Source organism: Janibacter cremeus (assembly GCF_013409205.1).
GTDB lineage: Bacteria > Actinomycetota > Actinomycetes > Actinomycetales > Dermatophilaceae > Janibacter > Janibacter cremeus.
Genome location: NZ_JACCAE010000001.1, coordinates 1,188,027 through 1,202,293, shown reverse-complemented (window position 1 = coordinate 1,202,293; position 14,267 = coordinate 1,188,027). Strand labels below are relative to the sequence as shown.

The following is a 14,267-nucleotide window of genomic DNA, read 5'->3' as shown; positions in this document are numbered from 1 at the left end:
GGTCATATGCAGGATGAGCGGCATCCATGTCCTGACCGGTGTCGACAGTAGGCTGGCGGGATGGATGGATACCTCGTCGTCGCAGGGGTCCTCGCCGTCGGCGTGCTCCTCGTCGTCGCGGGGTACACGGCCCGTCGGCTGCTCGCCCCGTCGGACCCGAGCCGGGCCAAGTTGGCCACCTACGAGTCCGGAGTCGACCCGGTCGGCGAGCACTGGGCCCAGACCCGGGTGCGCTACCTCGGCTACGCCTTCCTCTACGTGATCTTCGCGGTGGACGTCGTCTACCTCTTCCCGTGGGCGCTCGTGCTGCGCACCGACCTGGGGCCCGCGAGTCTGGTCGAGGTCGCGATCTTCATCGGCGTCGTCCTCCTCGGACTCGTCCACGCGCTGCGTCGTGGGCTGCTGCGATGGACGTGACGCGATGACGCCACGCACGACGACCGATCTGCCGATGCCGCGGGTGGGCCCCGCGGCCGCCCACGCGCCCCGACCCATGAAGGTCGTCCTCAACTGGGGCCGTCGGTACAGCCTGTGGGTGTTCAACTTCGGGCTCGCCTGCTGCGCGATCGAGTTCATCGCCGCGTCGATGGCCCGGCACGACTTCATCCGTCTCGGCGTCATCCCCTTCGCCCCCGGCCCGCGGCAGGCCGACCTCATGGTCGTCTCCGGCACGGTCACCGACAAGATGGCGCCCTCGATCCGCCGCCTCTACGACCAGATGCCCGAGCCGAAGTACGTCATCTCCTTCGGCGCCTGCTCCAACTCCGGTGGCCCGTACTGGGACTCCTACTCGGTGACCAAGGGCGTCGACCAGCTCATCCCCGTCGACGTCTACGTCCCCGGCTGCCCGCCCCGGCCCGAGGCTCTGCTCCACGGGATCATCGTCCTGCAGGACAAGATCGCTGCCGAGACCCCGGGGCGGCCCCGCAGCGGCCGGTCGGTCAGCGCCGGCTCCGTGCGGCGCGGCCTCCTGCGACGCCCGACGAAGGGGGAGTGACGTGCCCCGGGAGCAGCTGACCATCGCCCCGCAGGAGTGGGTCCGCGCAGTGCGCGACGCCCGGGAGAGCGGGTACACCTTCTTCGACTGGCTCTCCGCCGTCGACGAGAGCGACCGCGAGGTGGACCCCGGCCTCGACGTCCTCTGCCACCTGCTCGACCCGCATCCGGGGCCGGAGCGGGACCTGCGCACACTGCTGCTGCGCACCCGCGTCCCGGTCGGGGCGCCGCTGGCCAGCCTGACCGGCGTCTTCGGCGGGGCAGCCTGGCACGAGCGCGAGACGCACGAGATGTTCGGGCAGGAGTTCACCGGCTTCGACGACGGCACCGGGCTGGGTCTGCGGCCCCTGCTGCTGCCGGACGGGTTCGAGGGCACGCCCCTGCGCAAGTCCTTCGTCCTCGCCGCGCGGGCGACCAAGCCGTGGCCCGGCGGCAAGGAGCCGGGGGAGGGCCACTCCGGCACGACGAAGCGGTCGCCCGGCCGTCGTCGCGTCTCCGCGCCCGGCGTCCCGGGACCCGACTGGGGCCCTCGTCCGGCGGGTGAGCGCGATGCGTGAGGTGGCTTCGAGGCTCCTTCGTCGCACCTCAGCCAGCGTCCCGGCGGGTGAGCGCGATGCGTGAGGTGGCTTCGAGGCTCCTTCGTCGCACCTCAGCCAGCGTCCCGGTGGTTGAGGCGGGAGGCCGTCCGCGGCTGACCCTCGAAACCACAGGCGGGGAGTCGCGGTGAGCCTGCTCGAGATCACCCTGCGCTCCCTCGCCGCGCTCGCGGCCGTCCTCGTCCTCCCGCTGGTCGCCGGCCAGACCGAGCACAAGGTCATGGCGCACATGCAGGGGCGCCTGGGCCCGATGTACGCCGGTGGCTTCCACGGCTGGGCGCAGCTCGTCGCCGACGGGGTGAAGTTCGTCCAGAAGGAGGACATCACCCCCGCGGCGGCGGACCAGCGCATCTTCCGCCTCGCCCCGGCGATCGCCCTCATCCCCTACGTCGTGGCCATGGCCCTGCTGCCGATCCACCCCGGCGTCGTCGCGGCCGAGGTCCCGGCGAGCCTGCTGCTCGTCCTCGCCGTCATCGGGGTCGGCGTCCTCGGGACCCTCGTCGCCGGCTGGGCCAGCGCCAACAAGTACGCGCTCATCGGGGGGATGCGCGCCGCCGCACAGCTGCTCGCCTACGAGCTTCCGCTCGTGCTGTCCGTGGCCTCGATCGCCATGGCCGCCGGCACCCTGTCCCTGGCCGCCGTCGTCGAGGCCTGGTCCCCGTGGTGGCTGCTGTGGCAGCTACCCGGGGGCATCGTCTTCGTCGTGGCCGCCACCGCGGAGCTGCAGCGACCCCCCTTCGACGCCCCGATCGCCGACAGCGAGGTCGTCATGGGCCCGCTGACGGAGTACACCGGGCTGCGCTTCGCCTTCTTCATGCTCGCCGAGTACGCCGGCATGGTCGTCATGGGGCTGCTCTTCGGCATCCTCTGGCTCGGTGGGTGGCAGGGCCCCCTCGCCGAGCACCTCGGCTGGCTGTGGACCCTGCTCAAGGGATCGCTCGTCGTCCTGCTCATCATCTGGATGCGGGTCTCGTGGCCGCGGCTGCGCGAGGACCAGCTCCAACGCCTGGCGTGGACGGTCCTCGTCCCGCTCGCCCTGGCCCAGATCGCACTGACTGCCGTAGGAGTGGTGATCGTCGGATGACCCGGCACGAGCACATGGACAGCAGAGGGGGCGGCTTCGTCCCGGGGCTGGTCTCCGGGATGGCCGCGACCGCGAAGCAGCTGGTCAGGCCACCGCACACCGCCGAGTACCCCGACGTCGCGCCGGAGCTGCCCGCGCGATCGCGCGGGGTCATCGCGCTCATCGACAACAACTGCACCTCGTGCATGCTCTGTGCCCGCGAGTGCCCCGACTGGTGCATCTACATCGAGTCGCACAAGGAAGAGGTCCCGCCGACGACAGAGGGGGGACGCACCCGTCAGCGCAACGTCCTCGACAACTTCTCCATCGACTTCTCGCTGTGCATGTACTGCGGCATCTGCGTCGAGGTCTGCCCCTTCGACGCCCTCTTCTGGAGCCCGCAGTTCGAGTACGCCGAGACCGACATCCGCGACCTGCTCCACGAGAAGGACCGGCTCGGGCAGTGGGTCGAGGAGGTCCCGGCCCCACCGGAGCTCGACCCTGCCGCTGCGGACGCACCCGAGGTGACCGCCGCCAACCGCCCCACGCGTCGGGGTCGCACGTGACGGGTCTCGATCTCGCCTTCGCCGCCACGGGTCTGATCACCGCCGCTGCAGGTGCGATCGCGGTGACGACCCGCCAGGTCGTCCACTCCGCACTCTGGCTCGTCGTCGCGCTGCTCGGCCTCGCCGGCTGCTACCTCGTCCTCGGCGCCGAGCTCGTCGCCCTGGTCCAGGTGCTCGTGTACGTCGGAGCGGTGGTCGTCCTCGTGATCGTCGCGCTGATGCTCACCCGGGCACCGATCGGCCCGCGGGCCGAGCACTCCACCTCCCGCGGGCACCGGGCGCTCGCGGCCCTCGTCGGGGCCGGGACCGGCGGGCTGGTCGCCGCGGTCCTGCTGCCGACGGCCGCCCGTGTCGAGGTCCGGCCCGGTGGCACCGCCGAGCTCGGCCGGCAGATCTTCTCCACCTGGGTGTGGCCCTTCGAGCTGCTGTCGCTGCTCCTCCTGGCTGCCCTCGTCGGCGCCTTCGCCGTCTCGGGCCTCACCGGGGAGCAGGCGGGCGAGCAACCGGCGAAGGGGGAGGCGCGGCCATGATCCACGCCGCCGGCCCGTACCTGCTCGCCAGCGTCCTCGTCGGCCTGGGGCTCTACGGGATCCTCGCCCGCCGCAACGCCGTCCTCGTCCTCGTCGGCACCGAGCTGCTCATCGCCGGAGGCAGCCTGCTGCTCGTCACCGCCGGGGCGCTCGGTCGTGACGAGGTGTGGGCCGGTCAGGTGCTCGCCCTCTTCGTCATCACCATCGCCGCCGCCGAGGTGGTCATCGCGCTGGCCGTCGTCGTCGCGGCCTACCGGCGCCGCGGCAGCATCGACCTCGCCGAGGACGCCCTGTGACCGCGACGACGACGGCCGTGCTGCTCATCGCCCTCCCCGCAGGCACCGCCGCCCTCGTCCTCGGCCTGGCGCGGTACGCGACCCTCGCCGGCCTGGTCGCGATCCTCGGGTCCGTGGCCTCCCTCGTCGTCTCGGTCGTCGCGCTCGCCGGCGCCGGCGCGGGGCCGGCCGGGGACCCCTTCGCCGACGGCCGTGCCACCGGGCAGGATCTGGCGATCGGCGGGGTCGACCTGCCGCTCACCCTGGGTCTGTCGAGCACGAGCGTCTTCCTCGTCCTGACGGTCTCCCTCGTCGTCGCGGCCGTGCAGACGTACTCGGCGTGGTTCCTCGCCGACGACGACCGGCGCGGGGTCTTCCACGCGACCACCGCGCTCTTCGCCGGGGCGATGAGCCTCGTCGTCCTCTCCTCGGACCTCGTCCTGACGATCGTCGGGTGGGAGGTCATGGGGTGGTGCTCCTACCTGCTCATCGGCCACTGGTCGCGACGACCCGCGCCCCGTCGGGCCGCGCACACCGCGTTCATGGTCACGCGTACCGCCGACACCGGCCTCCTCCTCGGCATGGCCGTGCTCATCGCCGGCGCCGGCACCACCGGCCGTGCGGAGGTCGTCGAGTACTGGACCTCCGCCGGCGACCCGACGCTGCGCTCGACCGCGCTCGTCCTGATCGTCATCGGTGTCTTGGGCAAGTCCGCCCAGCTGCCCTTCCACGACTGGCTGCTTGACGCGATGGCGGGCCCCACGCCGGCCTCCGCCCTGATCCACGCCGCGACGATGGTCGCCGCCGGCACCGTCGTGCTGGGGCAGCTCTTCCCGGTGCTCGTGCAGGCCGACGCGGCCCGCGCGGTCCTGGGCGTCTCCGTCGCGGTGACGATGCTCCTCGCCGCGCTGCTCGCCCTGGTCGAGCCGGACTTCAAGCGCCTGCTCGCCTGGTCGACGATCAGCCAGATCGGTGTGATGCTCGCCCCGCTCGCCGCCGCCGGGTCCGGACCCGCGGTCGGCAGCGCCCTCGGTCACCTCTACGGGCACGCGATCTTCAAGGCCCTGCTCTTCCTGACCATCGGCTGGCTCGCCGCGACCGGCGGATCGACCCGCTGGGACGCTCTCGTCGGCAGCGCCCGCACCCACCGCGTGGCGCTCGTCGCGTGGGTCGCCGGCCTCGTCTCCCTCGCGGGTGTGCCGCTCGTGCTCGGCGGCGTCACCAAGGAGCACGTCATCGCCGCGGTCGCCCAGGACTCCGACGCGCGCGGCGGGGTGAGCGACCTCGTCCTGACCAGCCTGCTGGTGACCGCCGTGGTCACCGCCGCCTACGCGACGCGGGCGCTGCTCGTGGCCGTCCGAGGTGTTGGGAGGGGCGGCCCCCGTGCCGTCCGTGCCCGGGCGGTCATGCCCGGCGCCGTCGCCGGCGTCCTCGTCGTCCTGGCGGTCGTCAGCATCCTCGGTGCGATCGTGCTGGGCGTGCGTCTGCCGCTGGCGGGCGAGGTCCCGCTCCCGCTCTTCATCGGCGTCCTCGCGCTGGTCCTTCTCGGCATCGCGGTCGGCTACCTGCTCGACATCAGCGGCGTGCAGGCCCGACTGGTCGAGGGGCGCCTCGGGACCCTCGTGGGGCAGGGGCTGCACGTGGGCCGGCTGCAGCAGGTGCTCGTCGTGCGACCGGTGCTCGCCCTGGCCCACTTCGTGGCCTTCCTCGATCGGGAGGTCATCGACAGCTACGTGCGCGCCGTTGCCTCGGGAGTGCTCGGGCTGGGTGAGGTCGGCACCCGCGCGCACGCTCGCTCGCGCCCCACCTCCGCCCTGGCCCTCCTCGGGGTCGGCGTGCTGCTCGTCGTCGGCATCGGCGTCCTCGCCGTCGGGGGGACCTCGTGATCGCACTGGCCTGCGCCCTCCCGCTGCTCACGGGCGTCGTCCTGCTCGGCGGCGGAAGGCAGATGCCCACCCGCACCGCCGCCGCCGGGACCGGGATCGGGGCGTCGCTCGTGACGCTCGTCCTCGTCGCCGTCGCCTGGACCACCGACGCCGTCGTCGACATCGCCTGGCTGCCTGCCCTCGGCCTGCGACTGCACCTCGGTCTCGACGGCATCAGCGCTCCCCTGGCCGTGCTGGCGGCGCTGGTCACCGCAGCCGCGTGCGTGACCACCCTCGCCGAGAGGCCCCGCAGTGGCAGTGCGTCGACCTTCGTCGGGTGCATCATGCTCACCCTCGCCGGTGCCGTGGCGACCTTCGCCGCCAAGGACGCCCTCCTCTTCGTCGTCGCCTTCGAGTTCGTTCTCGTGCCGGTGTGGGTGCTCATCACCCGCTTCGGCGACGAGCGCGACCCGCAGGCCCGGCGGGAGGCGGGCGCGCGCTTCGTCCTCTACACCGGGACCGGATCCACGCTCATGCTCCTCGGTGTGCTGCTGCTCGTCGCCCGGGCCGGCACCGCCGACCTCGCTGCCCTCGGCGCCGCCCGGGGCGACGGGCTCGACGCCGGCCCGCAGCTGGTCATCGCCGTCCTGCTCACCCTCGGCCTGGCGGTCAAGATCCCCGTGTGGCCGCTGCACTCGTGGCTGCCGCTGGCCCACACCACCGCCCCGACGGCGGGCTCGATGCTGCTCGCCGCGGTGCTGCTGAAGATGGGGACCTACGGGCTCGTCCGACTGCCCCTGGCGACGGTGCCCGACGGCTTCGCCCGCATCGCCCCCGTGCTCGCGGTCTGCGGGGTCATCGGCATCGTCTGGGGCGGTCTCGTCTGCCTCGTCGAGCGGGAGCTGAAGCGCCTGATCGCCTGGTCGTCGATCGCCCACATGGGCTTCGTCGCCCTCGCCCTGGCCACCGGGACGGCCACCGGCGTGACTGCCGCGTTGTACGGCAACCTTGCCCACGGCTTGATCTCGGCGCTGCTCTTCCTCGTCGTCGGGGGGCTGAAGCACCGCTGGGGCGGTGACGACCTGCGCATCCCGCGCCCGGCGCTGCGCGAGCACGCACCCCGGACCGGGTTGCTCCTGCTCACCGGTCTGGCCGCCGGCCTCGGTCTGCCGGGTCTGGCCGGCTTCTGGGGTGAGTACCCGGCCATCATCGCCGCGATGAACCCGGGCGCCGGACGTTCCACCGCACTCTTCGCAGCCTGTGCCGCGGTCGCCGCGGTCGGCGCGGTACTCGCCGCCGCCTACGCCCTGCGGGTGGCCCGTCTCGTCTGGCTCGGTGAGGGGTATCCCGAGGCGCCGACCGGACCGGAGACCGATGCCGGGCCTGCCACGCGGTCCGACGTGGAGTCCGGTGGTCCGGCGCGGACACGTGCCCTGCCCGTCGCCGAGTCCGACATCGCAGGTGCCGGTCAGCACGGCGAGCTCAGTCGGGCCGAGTCCGTCCCCGGCGCCGTCCTCGCCCTCGCCGTCCTCGTCCTCGGCATCGCGCCGGTGCTCGTGCTCGTCGTCACCGAGCCCGCCCTGGCCGCGGTGGTGACCCGATGATGCCGAGCGCCACGCCCCCGCAGATCGACGTCCTGGTCGCCGGACCGGTCCTCGCGCCGGCGATCGGCGCCGTGCTCGTCCTCGCACTCGACGCCCTCTGGCCACGCCGCCGCACCCCGGCCCTGCTCGTCGGCGTGCTCGCGCTGCTCCTCGGGCCCGGGGCGGCGATCTCCCTTCGCCTGCGGGTCGCGACCGAGGGGACACTGGGCACGGTCTGCCTGCCCGGCGACCCTGCCCTGCACGTGAGCGCCCCCGAGAGGGCCGACATCGGTCACTGCCTGCTCCACGTCGGCCCGTCGGATGCGCTCCTGCAGGCGCTCGCCGCAGCCGCAGGGCTCGCCGTGCTCGCGGTCCTGGGTGGCCCGATGGCTTCGAGGCTCGTCGCTGGCGCTCCTCACTCCGCCCACGCGGAACGTGGGACCCAAGCCAGCGTTCCGGTGGTTGAGGCGCGAGGCCGTCCGCGGCCGAGCCTCGAAACGACGGGGCGTCCCTTCGAGGCTCCTTCGTCGCACCTCAGGGACCGGGGCGGAGGAGGGGCCGATCTCGGGGTCGAGACCGCACTGCTCCTGGCCACCGTCACCGGTGCCACCACCGTCGCCGTCGCCGTCGACCTGGGCACCTGGCTCGTCGGGCTGGAGCTGGCCACGCTCCCGGTCGTCGCGCTCGCGGTCCTGCGCGGGAACCCTCGCGACAGCGGGGCCGTGCCGCTGATCATGACCTCGATCAGTTCCTTCGGCATCGCCGTGGTCGGAGCCGGGCTCTGGGTGAGCGCCACCGGCAGCATCCGCCTCGGGGGAGGAGCAGCCTGGGCCGCATCGCAGGAGGAGCAGACCCGCGCCGTGCTCACCCTCGGTCTGGTGCTGCTGCTCGCGGCGCTCGCCTTCAAGCTCTCGCTCGTGCCCTTCCACGCCTGGGCCCCGGCCACCTACCCGCGCGCCGGTGCCAGCGTGACGATGCTCCTGGCCAGCGTCTCGGCCATCGCGGCGCTCGGGGCGCTCATCGCCGTCATGGAGGGCGCCGCCGGCGTGCTGCCCGAGCTCGCGCCGGTGGTGGGCGTGCTGGCCGTGACCTCCATGCTCGTGGGCGCCGTCCTCGCGCTCCGGGCGAGCGACCCCCTTCGCCTCATCGCCTGGTCCGCCGTCACCCAGGGGGGCTGGGTCGTCGCCCCACTCGCCGCCGGCGACACGGACGCGGCCATCGGCTACCTCGCCGTCTACATCGTCGCGGTCACCACGGTGCTCGCGGTCGTCGCCGATCTCTCACCCCGTGGTGGGCGGACCCTGCTCCAGGACCGCGGGCTGGCGCGGCGTCGCCCCGTCCACGCCACCCTCCTCGGGATGGGTCTGCTCACCCTCGCCGGGCTGCCACCCGGCGTGGCCGGCCTGCTCGCGAAGTTCGTCGCGCTGCGCCCCCTCGCGGATGCCGGGCTCTGGTGGATCGCGCTGCCTGCGGTCGTGGCCGCCGCGCTCGGTTTCGTGGTCTACCTGCGTTGGCTGGCGCTGGTCCTGCTGCCCGAGGACGTCCCGCGGGAGCCGGAGACCGTCACGCGGACGGGCACGGTGGTCGCCGTCGTCGCCGGCCTGGTGCTCCTGACCGCCACCGTCCTGCCGGTGCTGCTGCTGGGTGCGGGAACGAGATGACCCTCCTTCGACGTTGGGACTGACATGCACAACCACTTCAACGGGCTGAAGACGGCAGCGCTCTTCGGCGGGATCTTCACGCTGCTCCTGCTCGTGGGCTATGCGCTCGGCGGCAGCATGTTCATGTGGCTCTTCGGCCTCGTCGGCGTCGGGATGACCGCGTACTCGTACTGGAACTCCGACAAGCTGGCGATCAAGGCGATGCGCGCCCAGCCGGCCGACCCGATGCAGTTCCCGGGGATGTACCGGATCGTGCAGGAGCTGAGCCAGAAGGCGGACCAGCCGATGCCGCGCCTGTACGTCTCGCCCACGCGGGCACCCAACGCCTTCGCCACCGGCCGCAACCCCGAGCACGCCGCCGTGTGCTGCACCGAGGGGATCCTCGAGCTGCTCGACGAGCGCGAGCTGCGCGGCGTCCTGGGCCACGAGCTGATGCACGTCTACAACCGGGACATCCTCACCAGCTCGGTCGCCGGCGCGATCGCCGGTGTCATCTCCTCGGTCGCCTCGATCGGCCTGTGGTTCGGCGGGCGCGACCGCAACCCGATCGCCGCCATCGCCGTGGCACTGCTCGCGCCGGTCGCGGCGATGGTCATCCAGATGGCGATCAGCCGTACCCGCGAGTACGACGCCGACGAGGACGGTGCCGAGCTCACCGGTGACCCGCTGGCGCTGGCCTCGGCGTTGAACAAGCTCCAGCACGGGGTGGCCAAGGCGCCGTTGCAGCCCACCCAGGAGCTGCAGAACACCTCGCACATGATGATCGCCAACCCCTTCAATGCGAAGGACGTCTCGAAGCTCTTCTCCACCCACCCGCCGATGGATCAGCGGATCGAGCGCCTGCAGGCGATGGCCCGCGGGCCGCAGAGTTCTTCCTGATGCCGATTCATGGCGAGGGGCGGCAGTCCTGATCGGGATGCCACACCTCGCCATGTCTCGTCACATGTGCTGCTCGCCGGTGCGGATCGCCTCGCGGATGCGGGTGTAGGTGCCGCAGCGGCAGATGTTGCGGATGCCGTCGAGGTCGGCCTCGCTGATCGCGCGACCCTCCTCGCGGACCTTGCGCACGAGGGCGACCGCGGCCATGATCTGGCCCGGCTGGCAGTAGCCGCACTGCGCGACGTCGTGCTCGATCCACGCCTCCTGCATCGGGTGCAGGTCCTTCTCGACGGTGTCGGCCAGGCCCTCGATCGTGGTGATCTCGTCGTCGGGGGAGATCTGGTCGACCGGGACCGAGCAGGGATTCATCGCCTTGCCGTTGACGTGCGACGTACAGGCCTTGCAGACGTTGATGCCGCATCCGTACTTCGGGCCGGTGACGCCCAGGACGTCACGCAGGACCCACAGCAGGCGTACGCCGGGCTCGACGTCGACCGTGACCTTCTCGCCGTTGAGGACGAAGGTGTGACTGGACATGGCAAGCTCCTCAGTAGGTGTAGTTCAGGCCATTGGTCGGCGACTGCGGGACCGAGGGCACGAAGGGCTTCGGCTCGAAGGCGACCGGGTCGGCGTGATTGATCGGGAACTCGGTCGGCATCCTGCCGGTGGCCCGCGCGTACGCGCAGGCGATGGCCGCGAAGCTCGCCGCGACCCCGGCCTCGCCGGCACCGCCGGGCTGGCCCTCCTGGGAGGGCATGATCTCCACGCGCAGCTCCGGCGGGGCGTTCCACTGGCGCGTGTAGAAGTAGTTGTCCCAGCTGGCCTCGAGGAAGTGGCCCTCATCGAAGTGGCAGCTGGAGGTGAGGGCGAGCGCGATGCCGTCCATGACCCCGCCGAGCATCTGCGCGTCCAGCCCGGTCGGGTTGATGACCAGACCGGCGTCGACAGCGAAGACGACCTTGGTCACCCGCGGTCCCGTGACGGCTGCGCGGATGTCCCGGTTGACCGTCTCGGGTCGCATGTCGAGCTCGACGAGGCACGCCGTGACGCCCTTGTACTCCTTGTGGATCGCCACACCCTGGGTGACGCCCTCGGGCAGGTCCCGGCCCCACTCGCCCACCTCGGCGACCCGGTCCAGGGCGGCCCTGGCCCGGTCGTTGCGCAGGAATGAGCGGCGGAAGGCGACCGGGTCCTTGCGCATGCTGCGGGCCAGCTCGTCGACGACGAGCTCGTTCGCCACGCGCACGTCGGGGGAGTAGATGTTGCGCATGCTGCCGGTGTTGAAGCGGTCGTCGGTCTCGTTGAGCAGCTGGGTGACGACGCCGAAGTTGTAGGGGATCTCCTGGGTGAGCGTGAAGATCGTCTGCGAGAAGGTGAGGTCCCCGACAGGCAGCTTCGCGACCTGCCCGGTGATGATCTCGCCCAGGCCGTGCCCGAAGTCGGTCTTGACGCTGGTGTGCCGCTGCTCGAAGGAGAGCACCTGACCCAGCAGGTGGGTGGCCCGCACCCGGGAGGTGCACATCGGGTGCAGCCGCCCCTGGCGCGGCTCGTCCGCCCGGTGCCACATCAGCTTCACCGGTTTGCCCATCGCCTTCGAGATCCGGGACGCCTCGAGCGCCGCGTCGTGGAAGAGCTTGCGGCCGAAGGACCCCCCACCCTGGGTGACCTCGACGTTCACCGAGGAGATGGGCAGGCCGAGCTCGGCGGCGATCTCCTCCTGGGCGACGACCGGGGACTTCATCGATCCCCAGATCCGCGCCGAGCCGGACCGCACGTCGGCGATGGCGCAGTTGGGCTCGAGCGAGGAGTTGCTGCGGAAGCGGAAGGTGAACTCGGCGTCCACCTGCTTGGCAAGCAGGGGCACCTTCGGAACCGCCATCGGCAGCTCGGCGTTCTTGAGGTTCGCGAGGACCGAGGCGTCGTCCTCGCCGGCCAGCTTCCCCCCTTCCCACTCCACGTCCATCTCGATGACGGCGTCGATGCACTGGCCGAAGGTCTTGGCGCGCACCGCGACCCCGGTGGGGACCACGGCGACGTCGGTGACCCCGGGCATCGCCGTGATCGCGGACTGGTTGCGCAGGCGGACGGGGGCGCCGTTGTGTGTCGGCGGGCGGGCGACCATCGTCGGAAGGGCGTCGGGCACGTCGAGGTCCATCGCGAAGACCTTGGCTCCGGTCACCGCGGCGCGGGCATCGGTGCGACGTTGCGGGGTGCCGATGACCGTGTGCTGCGAGCGGGACTTCAGGTTGACCTCGGCCCGGACGGTCTCGGCGACCGCGGCCTTCGCCGACAGCTCGCCGTAGCCGATGCTGGCGCCGGTGCTGTCGGTGATCAGGCCGCCCTTGGCCACCAGCGCGTCGACGGTGTCGCCGAGGACGGTCGCGGCCGCCTCGAGGAGCCGCTGTTTGGCGAGCGCGGCCGCCACGCGGATCGGGGTGTAGGTGGAGATCGTCGTGTTCGACCCACCGGTCAGCTGGTTGAACACCAGCTCCGGGCGGGCCTGGGCCAGGGTGACGTCGACCTTGTCCACCGGCAGGTCCAGCTCCTCGGCGATCATCATCGCGCTGGAGGTGACGATGCCCTGACCGACCTCGGCGCGTGGCAGCGCGAAGGAGGCGCGACCGTCCTCGCCGATCGTGACGGTGATGAGGTTCGCGGTGGGCTGGGCCGCCAGGGTCAGCAGGTCGTTGAGGTCCATGACCTCGGGTATCTGAGGCGGCGTGGGGATGGCGGCATCCGCGGGCTCGCTGCCCAAGGTCATGTCTGCGGCTGTCGCGAGTGTGGCACCGGCCATCACGTAGCCGATGAAGGCGCGGCGGCTGGCCCCGGGGGTGGATGGCTCGCGCGGATTGGTGGGTCGGACGTCGGTCATGCAGTTCTCCCGATCTCGACGGCGCTGTCGTGTGCTACCAGCAAGTAGACCGCGTGACGGCGCCCCTTGCCATGCGGCGCGGCCCACGATGCGCAGGACAACTGTGTGCGTTCTGCACAACGAGGGCCCTGACGTGTCGGGCTCAGGCGATGTCGAGCGAGTGGGCCTGCAGGGCCAGCGACAGACCCACTGGCGGTGGGGTGTCCAGGAGCCGGTGACCGGTCAGGGCCGAGATCCGCCGCAGGCGATTGAGCACGGTGTTGCGGTGACACGGCAACGCCAGGGCGGCACGACTGGTCGACCCACCTGCCTCGGCCCATGCCGCCAAGGTCAGCACCAGCTCGGCCCGCTCCGCGTCGGGCAGGTCGAGGAGGGGCCCGAGCCAGTACGCGATGAGCCGGCGGGTGATCTGGGGCGAGCTGAGCAGCAGGGCGGGCACGAGCCGCTCGTCGTAGGCAGCGATGCCACTGCCCGAACCGAGCCCCTCGGCCGCCACCCGAGCCTGCTCGAAGGCATCGTCGACGTCGGCCAAGCCGTGACAGACGCCGGATACACCGCCATCGACGCCGGACAGCCCGGTCAGCGCATCGAGCACAGGGCGGTGATCGCCCTGCGCGGACAGGGTGACGAGGGCGATGACGTCACCCCCGGCCCGCCCCTGCCACACGGCCCCCGCTCCGAGAGGCTGTACGACGGGATCGACCGCACCGGCTGCGTCCTGTGGGGTGCTGTCGTGCACCAGCAGCACCAGCAGCGCAGAGGATGCCGGCACGTCCATGGCGCGGGCCGCCTCGTGCGCAAAGGCCTGCTCCCGGGCGCGACCGCTGAGCAGGCCTTCCCACAACGCTGCCATCCGCTGTGAGTCGGCGTGCAGCATCTGCTGCTCGACTCTGCGGTAGGAGCTGGCCACCTCGGCCGAGGACTTGTCGACGCTGGCCCAGAGCCACACACCGAGATCGCGGAAGCTCTTGGAGTCGAGCGGCGGGTCGGCGCGTTCGACGAGGTCCTCCCAGATCAGGCGGCCGCCGATGCGGTAGGACCGCAGCACGTCGTCGAGGGGCAGGCCCTGCTTGGCGCGGCGTCGACCGGTGGCTCTGGCCGCGTCGAACAGCAGATCCATGTCCTCGACCGACGTCAGGCTGCCGTCGGGTCGGACCGCGACGACCAGCATGTCCAGCACCCGCTCGACGTTGTCGTGGCAGGAGCGCCACAGGTCGCCGTCGGGGACGACCCCGCTGAAGTCGTAGGCGAAGTTCTCCCGCGCGATGGACGCGACGAGACGTTCGGTGATGGGCTCCACACGCTCCGCGCGGGCACTGGTGAGCAACTGTGACAGCAGACCGTGCTCCTCGCTGGTGTCCATGTCGCCTCCATCCGCTGC

14 protein-coding genes are annotated in these 14,267 nt (G+C 71.9%); 11 read left to right on the top strand and 3 right to left on the bottom strand.

Annotation, left to right across the window (positions count from 1 at the left end):
• Positions 1–60 precede the first annotated feature (60 nt).
• The 11 genes from BJY20_RS05635 (at position 61) to htpX (ending at position 10,014) form a co-directional block, all read left to right on the top strand.
• Complete coding sequence (locus BJY20_RS05635) at positions 61–417, top strand: NADH-quinone oxidoreductase subunit A (protein WP_185990621.1); 357 nt, start codon at positions 61–63, stop codon at positions 415–417.
• 4 nt (positions 418–421) lie between these two features.
• Complete coding sequence (locus BJY20_RS05630) at positions 422–997, top strand: NADH-quinone oxidoreductase subunit B (protein WP_185990620.1); 576 nt, start codon at positions 422–424, stop codon at positions 995–997.
• Between the two features lies 1 nt (position 998).
• Complete coding sequence (locus tag BJY20_RS05625) at positions 999–1,553, top strand: NADH-quinone oxidoreductase subunit C (protein ID WP_185990619.1); 555 nt, start codon at positions 999–1,001, stop codon at positions 1,551–1,553.
• Positions 1,554–1,719: 166 nt separating this feature from the next.
• Positions 1,720–2,676, top strand: coding sequence for an NADH-quinone oxidoreductase subunit NuoH (nuoH, locus tag BJY20_RS05620; RefSeq protein ID WP_185990618.1), 957 nt, complete (start codon positions 1,720–1,722; stop codon positions 2,674–2,676).
• On the top strand, positions 2,673–3,221 hold the full coding sequence (locus tag BJY20_RS05615) for a NuoI/complex I 23 kDa subunit family protein (RefSeq protein WP_246297112.1): 549 nt from the start codon (positions 2,673–2,675) through the stop codon (positions 3,219–3,221). The genes nuoH and BJY20_RS05615 overlap by 4 nt, the downstream gene beginning before the upstream one ends.
• On the top strand, positions 3,218–3,751 hold the full coding sequence (locus BJY20_RS05610; protein ID WP_185990617.1) for an NADH-quinone oxidoreductase subunit J: 534 nt from the start codon (positions 3,218–3,220) through the stop codon (positions 3,749–3,751). Before BJY20_RS05615 ends, BJY20_RS05610 begins: the two co-directional genes overlap by 4 nt.
• Positions 3,748–4,047, top strand: a complete 300-nt coding sequence (nuoK, locus tag BJY20_RS05605) for an NADH-quinone oxidoreductase subunit NuoK (RefSeq protein ID WP_185990616.1) — start codon at positions 3,748–3,750, stop codon at positions 4,045–4,047. Before BJY20_RS05610 ends, nuoK begins: the two co-directional genes overlap by 4 nt.
• Positions 4,044–5,912 (top strand): NADH-quinone oxidoreductase subunit L, encoded by a 1,869-nt coding sequence (locus BJY20_RS05600; protein ID WP_185990615.1) that lies wholly within the window; start codon positions 4,044–4,046, stop codon positions 5,910–5,912. Before nuoK ends, BJY20_RS05600 begins: the two co-directional genes overlap by 4 nt.
• Positions 5,909–7,495 carry an NADH-quinone oxidoreductase subunit M gene (locus BJY20_RS05595; RefSeq protein ID WP_185990614.1) on the top strand — a complete coding sequence of 529 codons (1,587 nt, stop codon included), beginning with the start codon at positions 5,909–5,911 and terminating at the stop codon, positions 7,493–7,495. Before BJY20_RS05600 ends, BJY20_RS05595 begins: the two co-directional genes overlap by 4 nt.
• Positions 7,492–9,135, top strand: coding sequence for a proton-conducting transporter transmembrane domain-containing protein (locus BJY20_RS05590; RefSeq protein ID WP_185990613.1), 1,644 nt, complete (start codon positions 7,492–7,494; stop codon positions 9,133–9,135). The genes BJY20_RS05595 and BJY20_RS05590 overlap by 4 nt, the downstream gene beginning before the upstream one ends.
• Positions 9,136–9,159: 24 nt before the next feature.
• Positions 9,160–10,014, top strand: coding sequence for a zinc metalloprotease HtpX (htpX, locus tag BJY20_RS05585; protein WP_185990612.1), 855 nt, complete (start codon positions 9,160–9,162; stop codon positions 10,012–10,014).
• A 60-nt stretch (positions 10,015–10,074) separates the two neighbouring features.
• Here the strand turns inward: htpX and BJY20_RS05580 are convergent, their stop codons facing one another.
• The 3 genes from BJY20_RS05580 to BJY20_RS05570 form a co-directional block, all read right to left on the bottom strand.
• Entirely contained in the window at positions 10,075–10,551 is a 477-nt protein-coding gene (locus tag BJY20_RS05580) for a (2Fe-2S)-binding protein (RefSeq protein WP_185990611.1), read from the bottom strand.
• Between the two features lie 10 nt (positions 10,552–10,561).
• The gene (locus tag BJY20_RS05575; RefSeq protein WP_185990610.1) at positions 10,562–12,886 is read right to left on the bottom strand and encodes a molybdopterin cofactor-binding domain-containing protein; all 2,325 of its coding nucleotides are present in this window, start codon (positions 12,884–12,886) and stop codon (positions 10,562–10,564) included.
• Between the two features lie 142 nt (positions 12,887–13,028).
• Entirely contained in the window at positions 13,029–14,249 is a 1,221-nt protein-coding gene (locus BJY20_RS05570) for a PucR family transcriptional regulator (RefSeq protein ID WP_185990609.1), read from the bottom strand.
• Between the last annotated feature and the right edge of the window lie 18 nt (positions 14,250–14,267).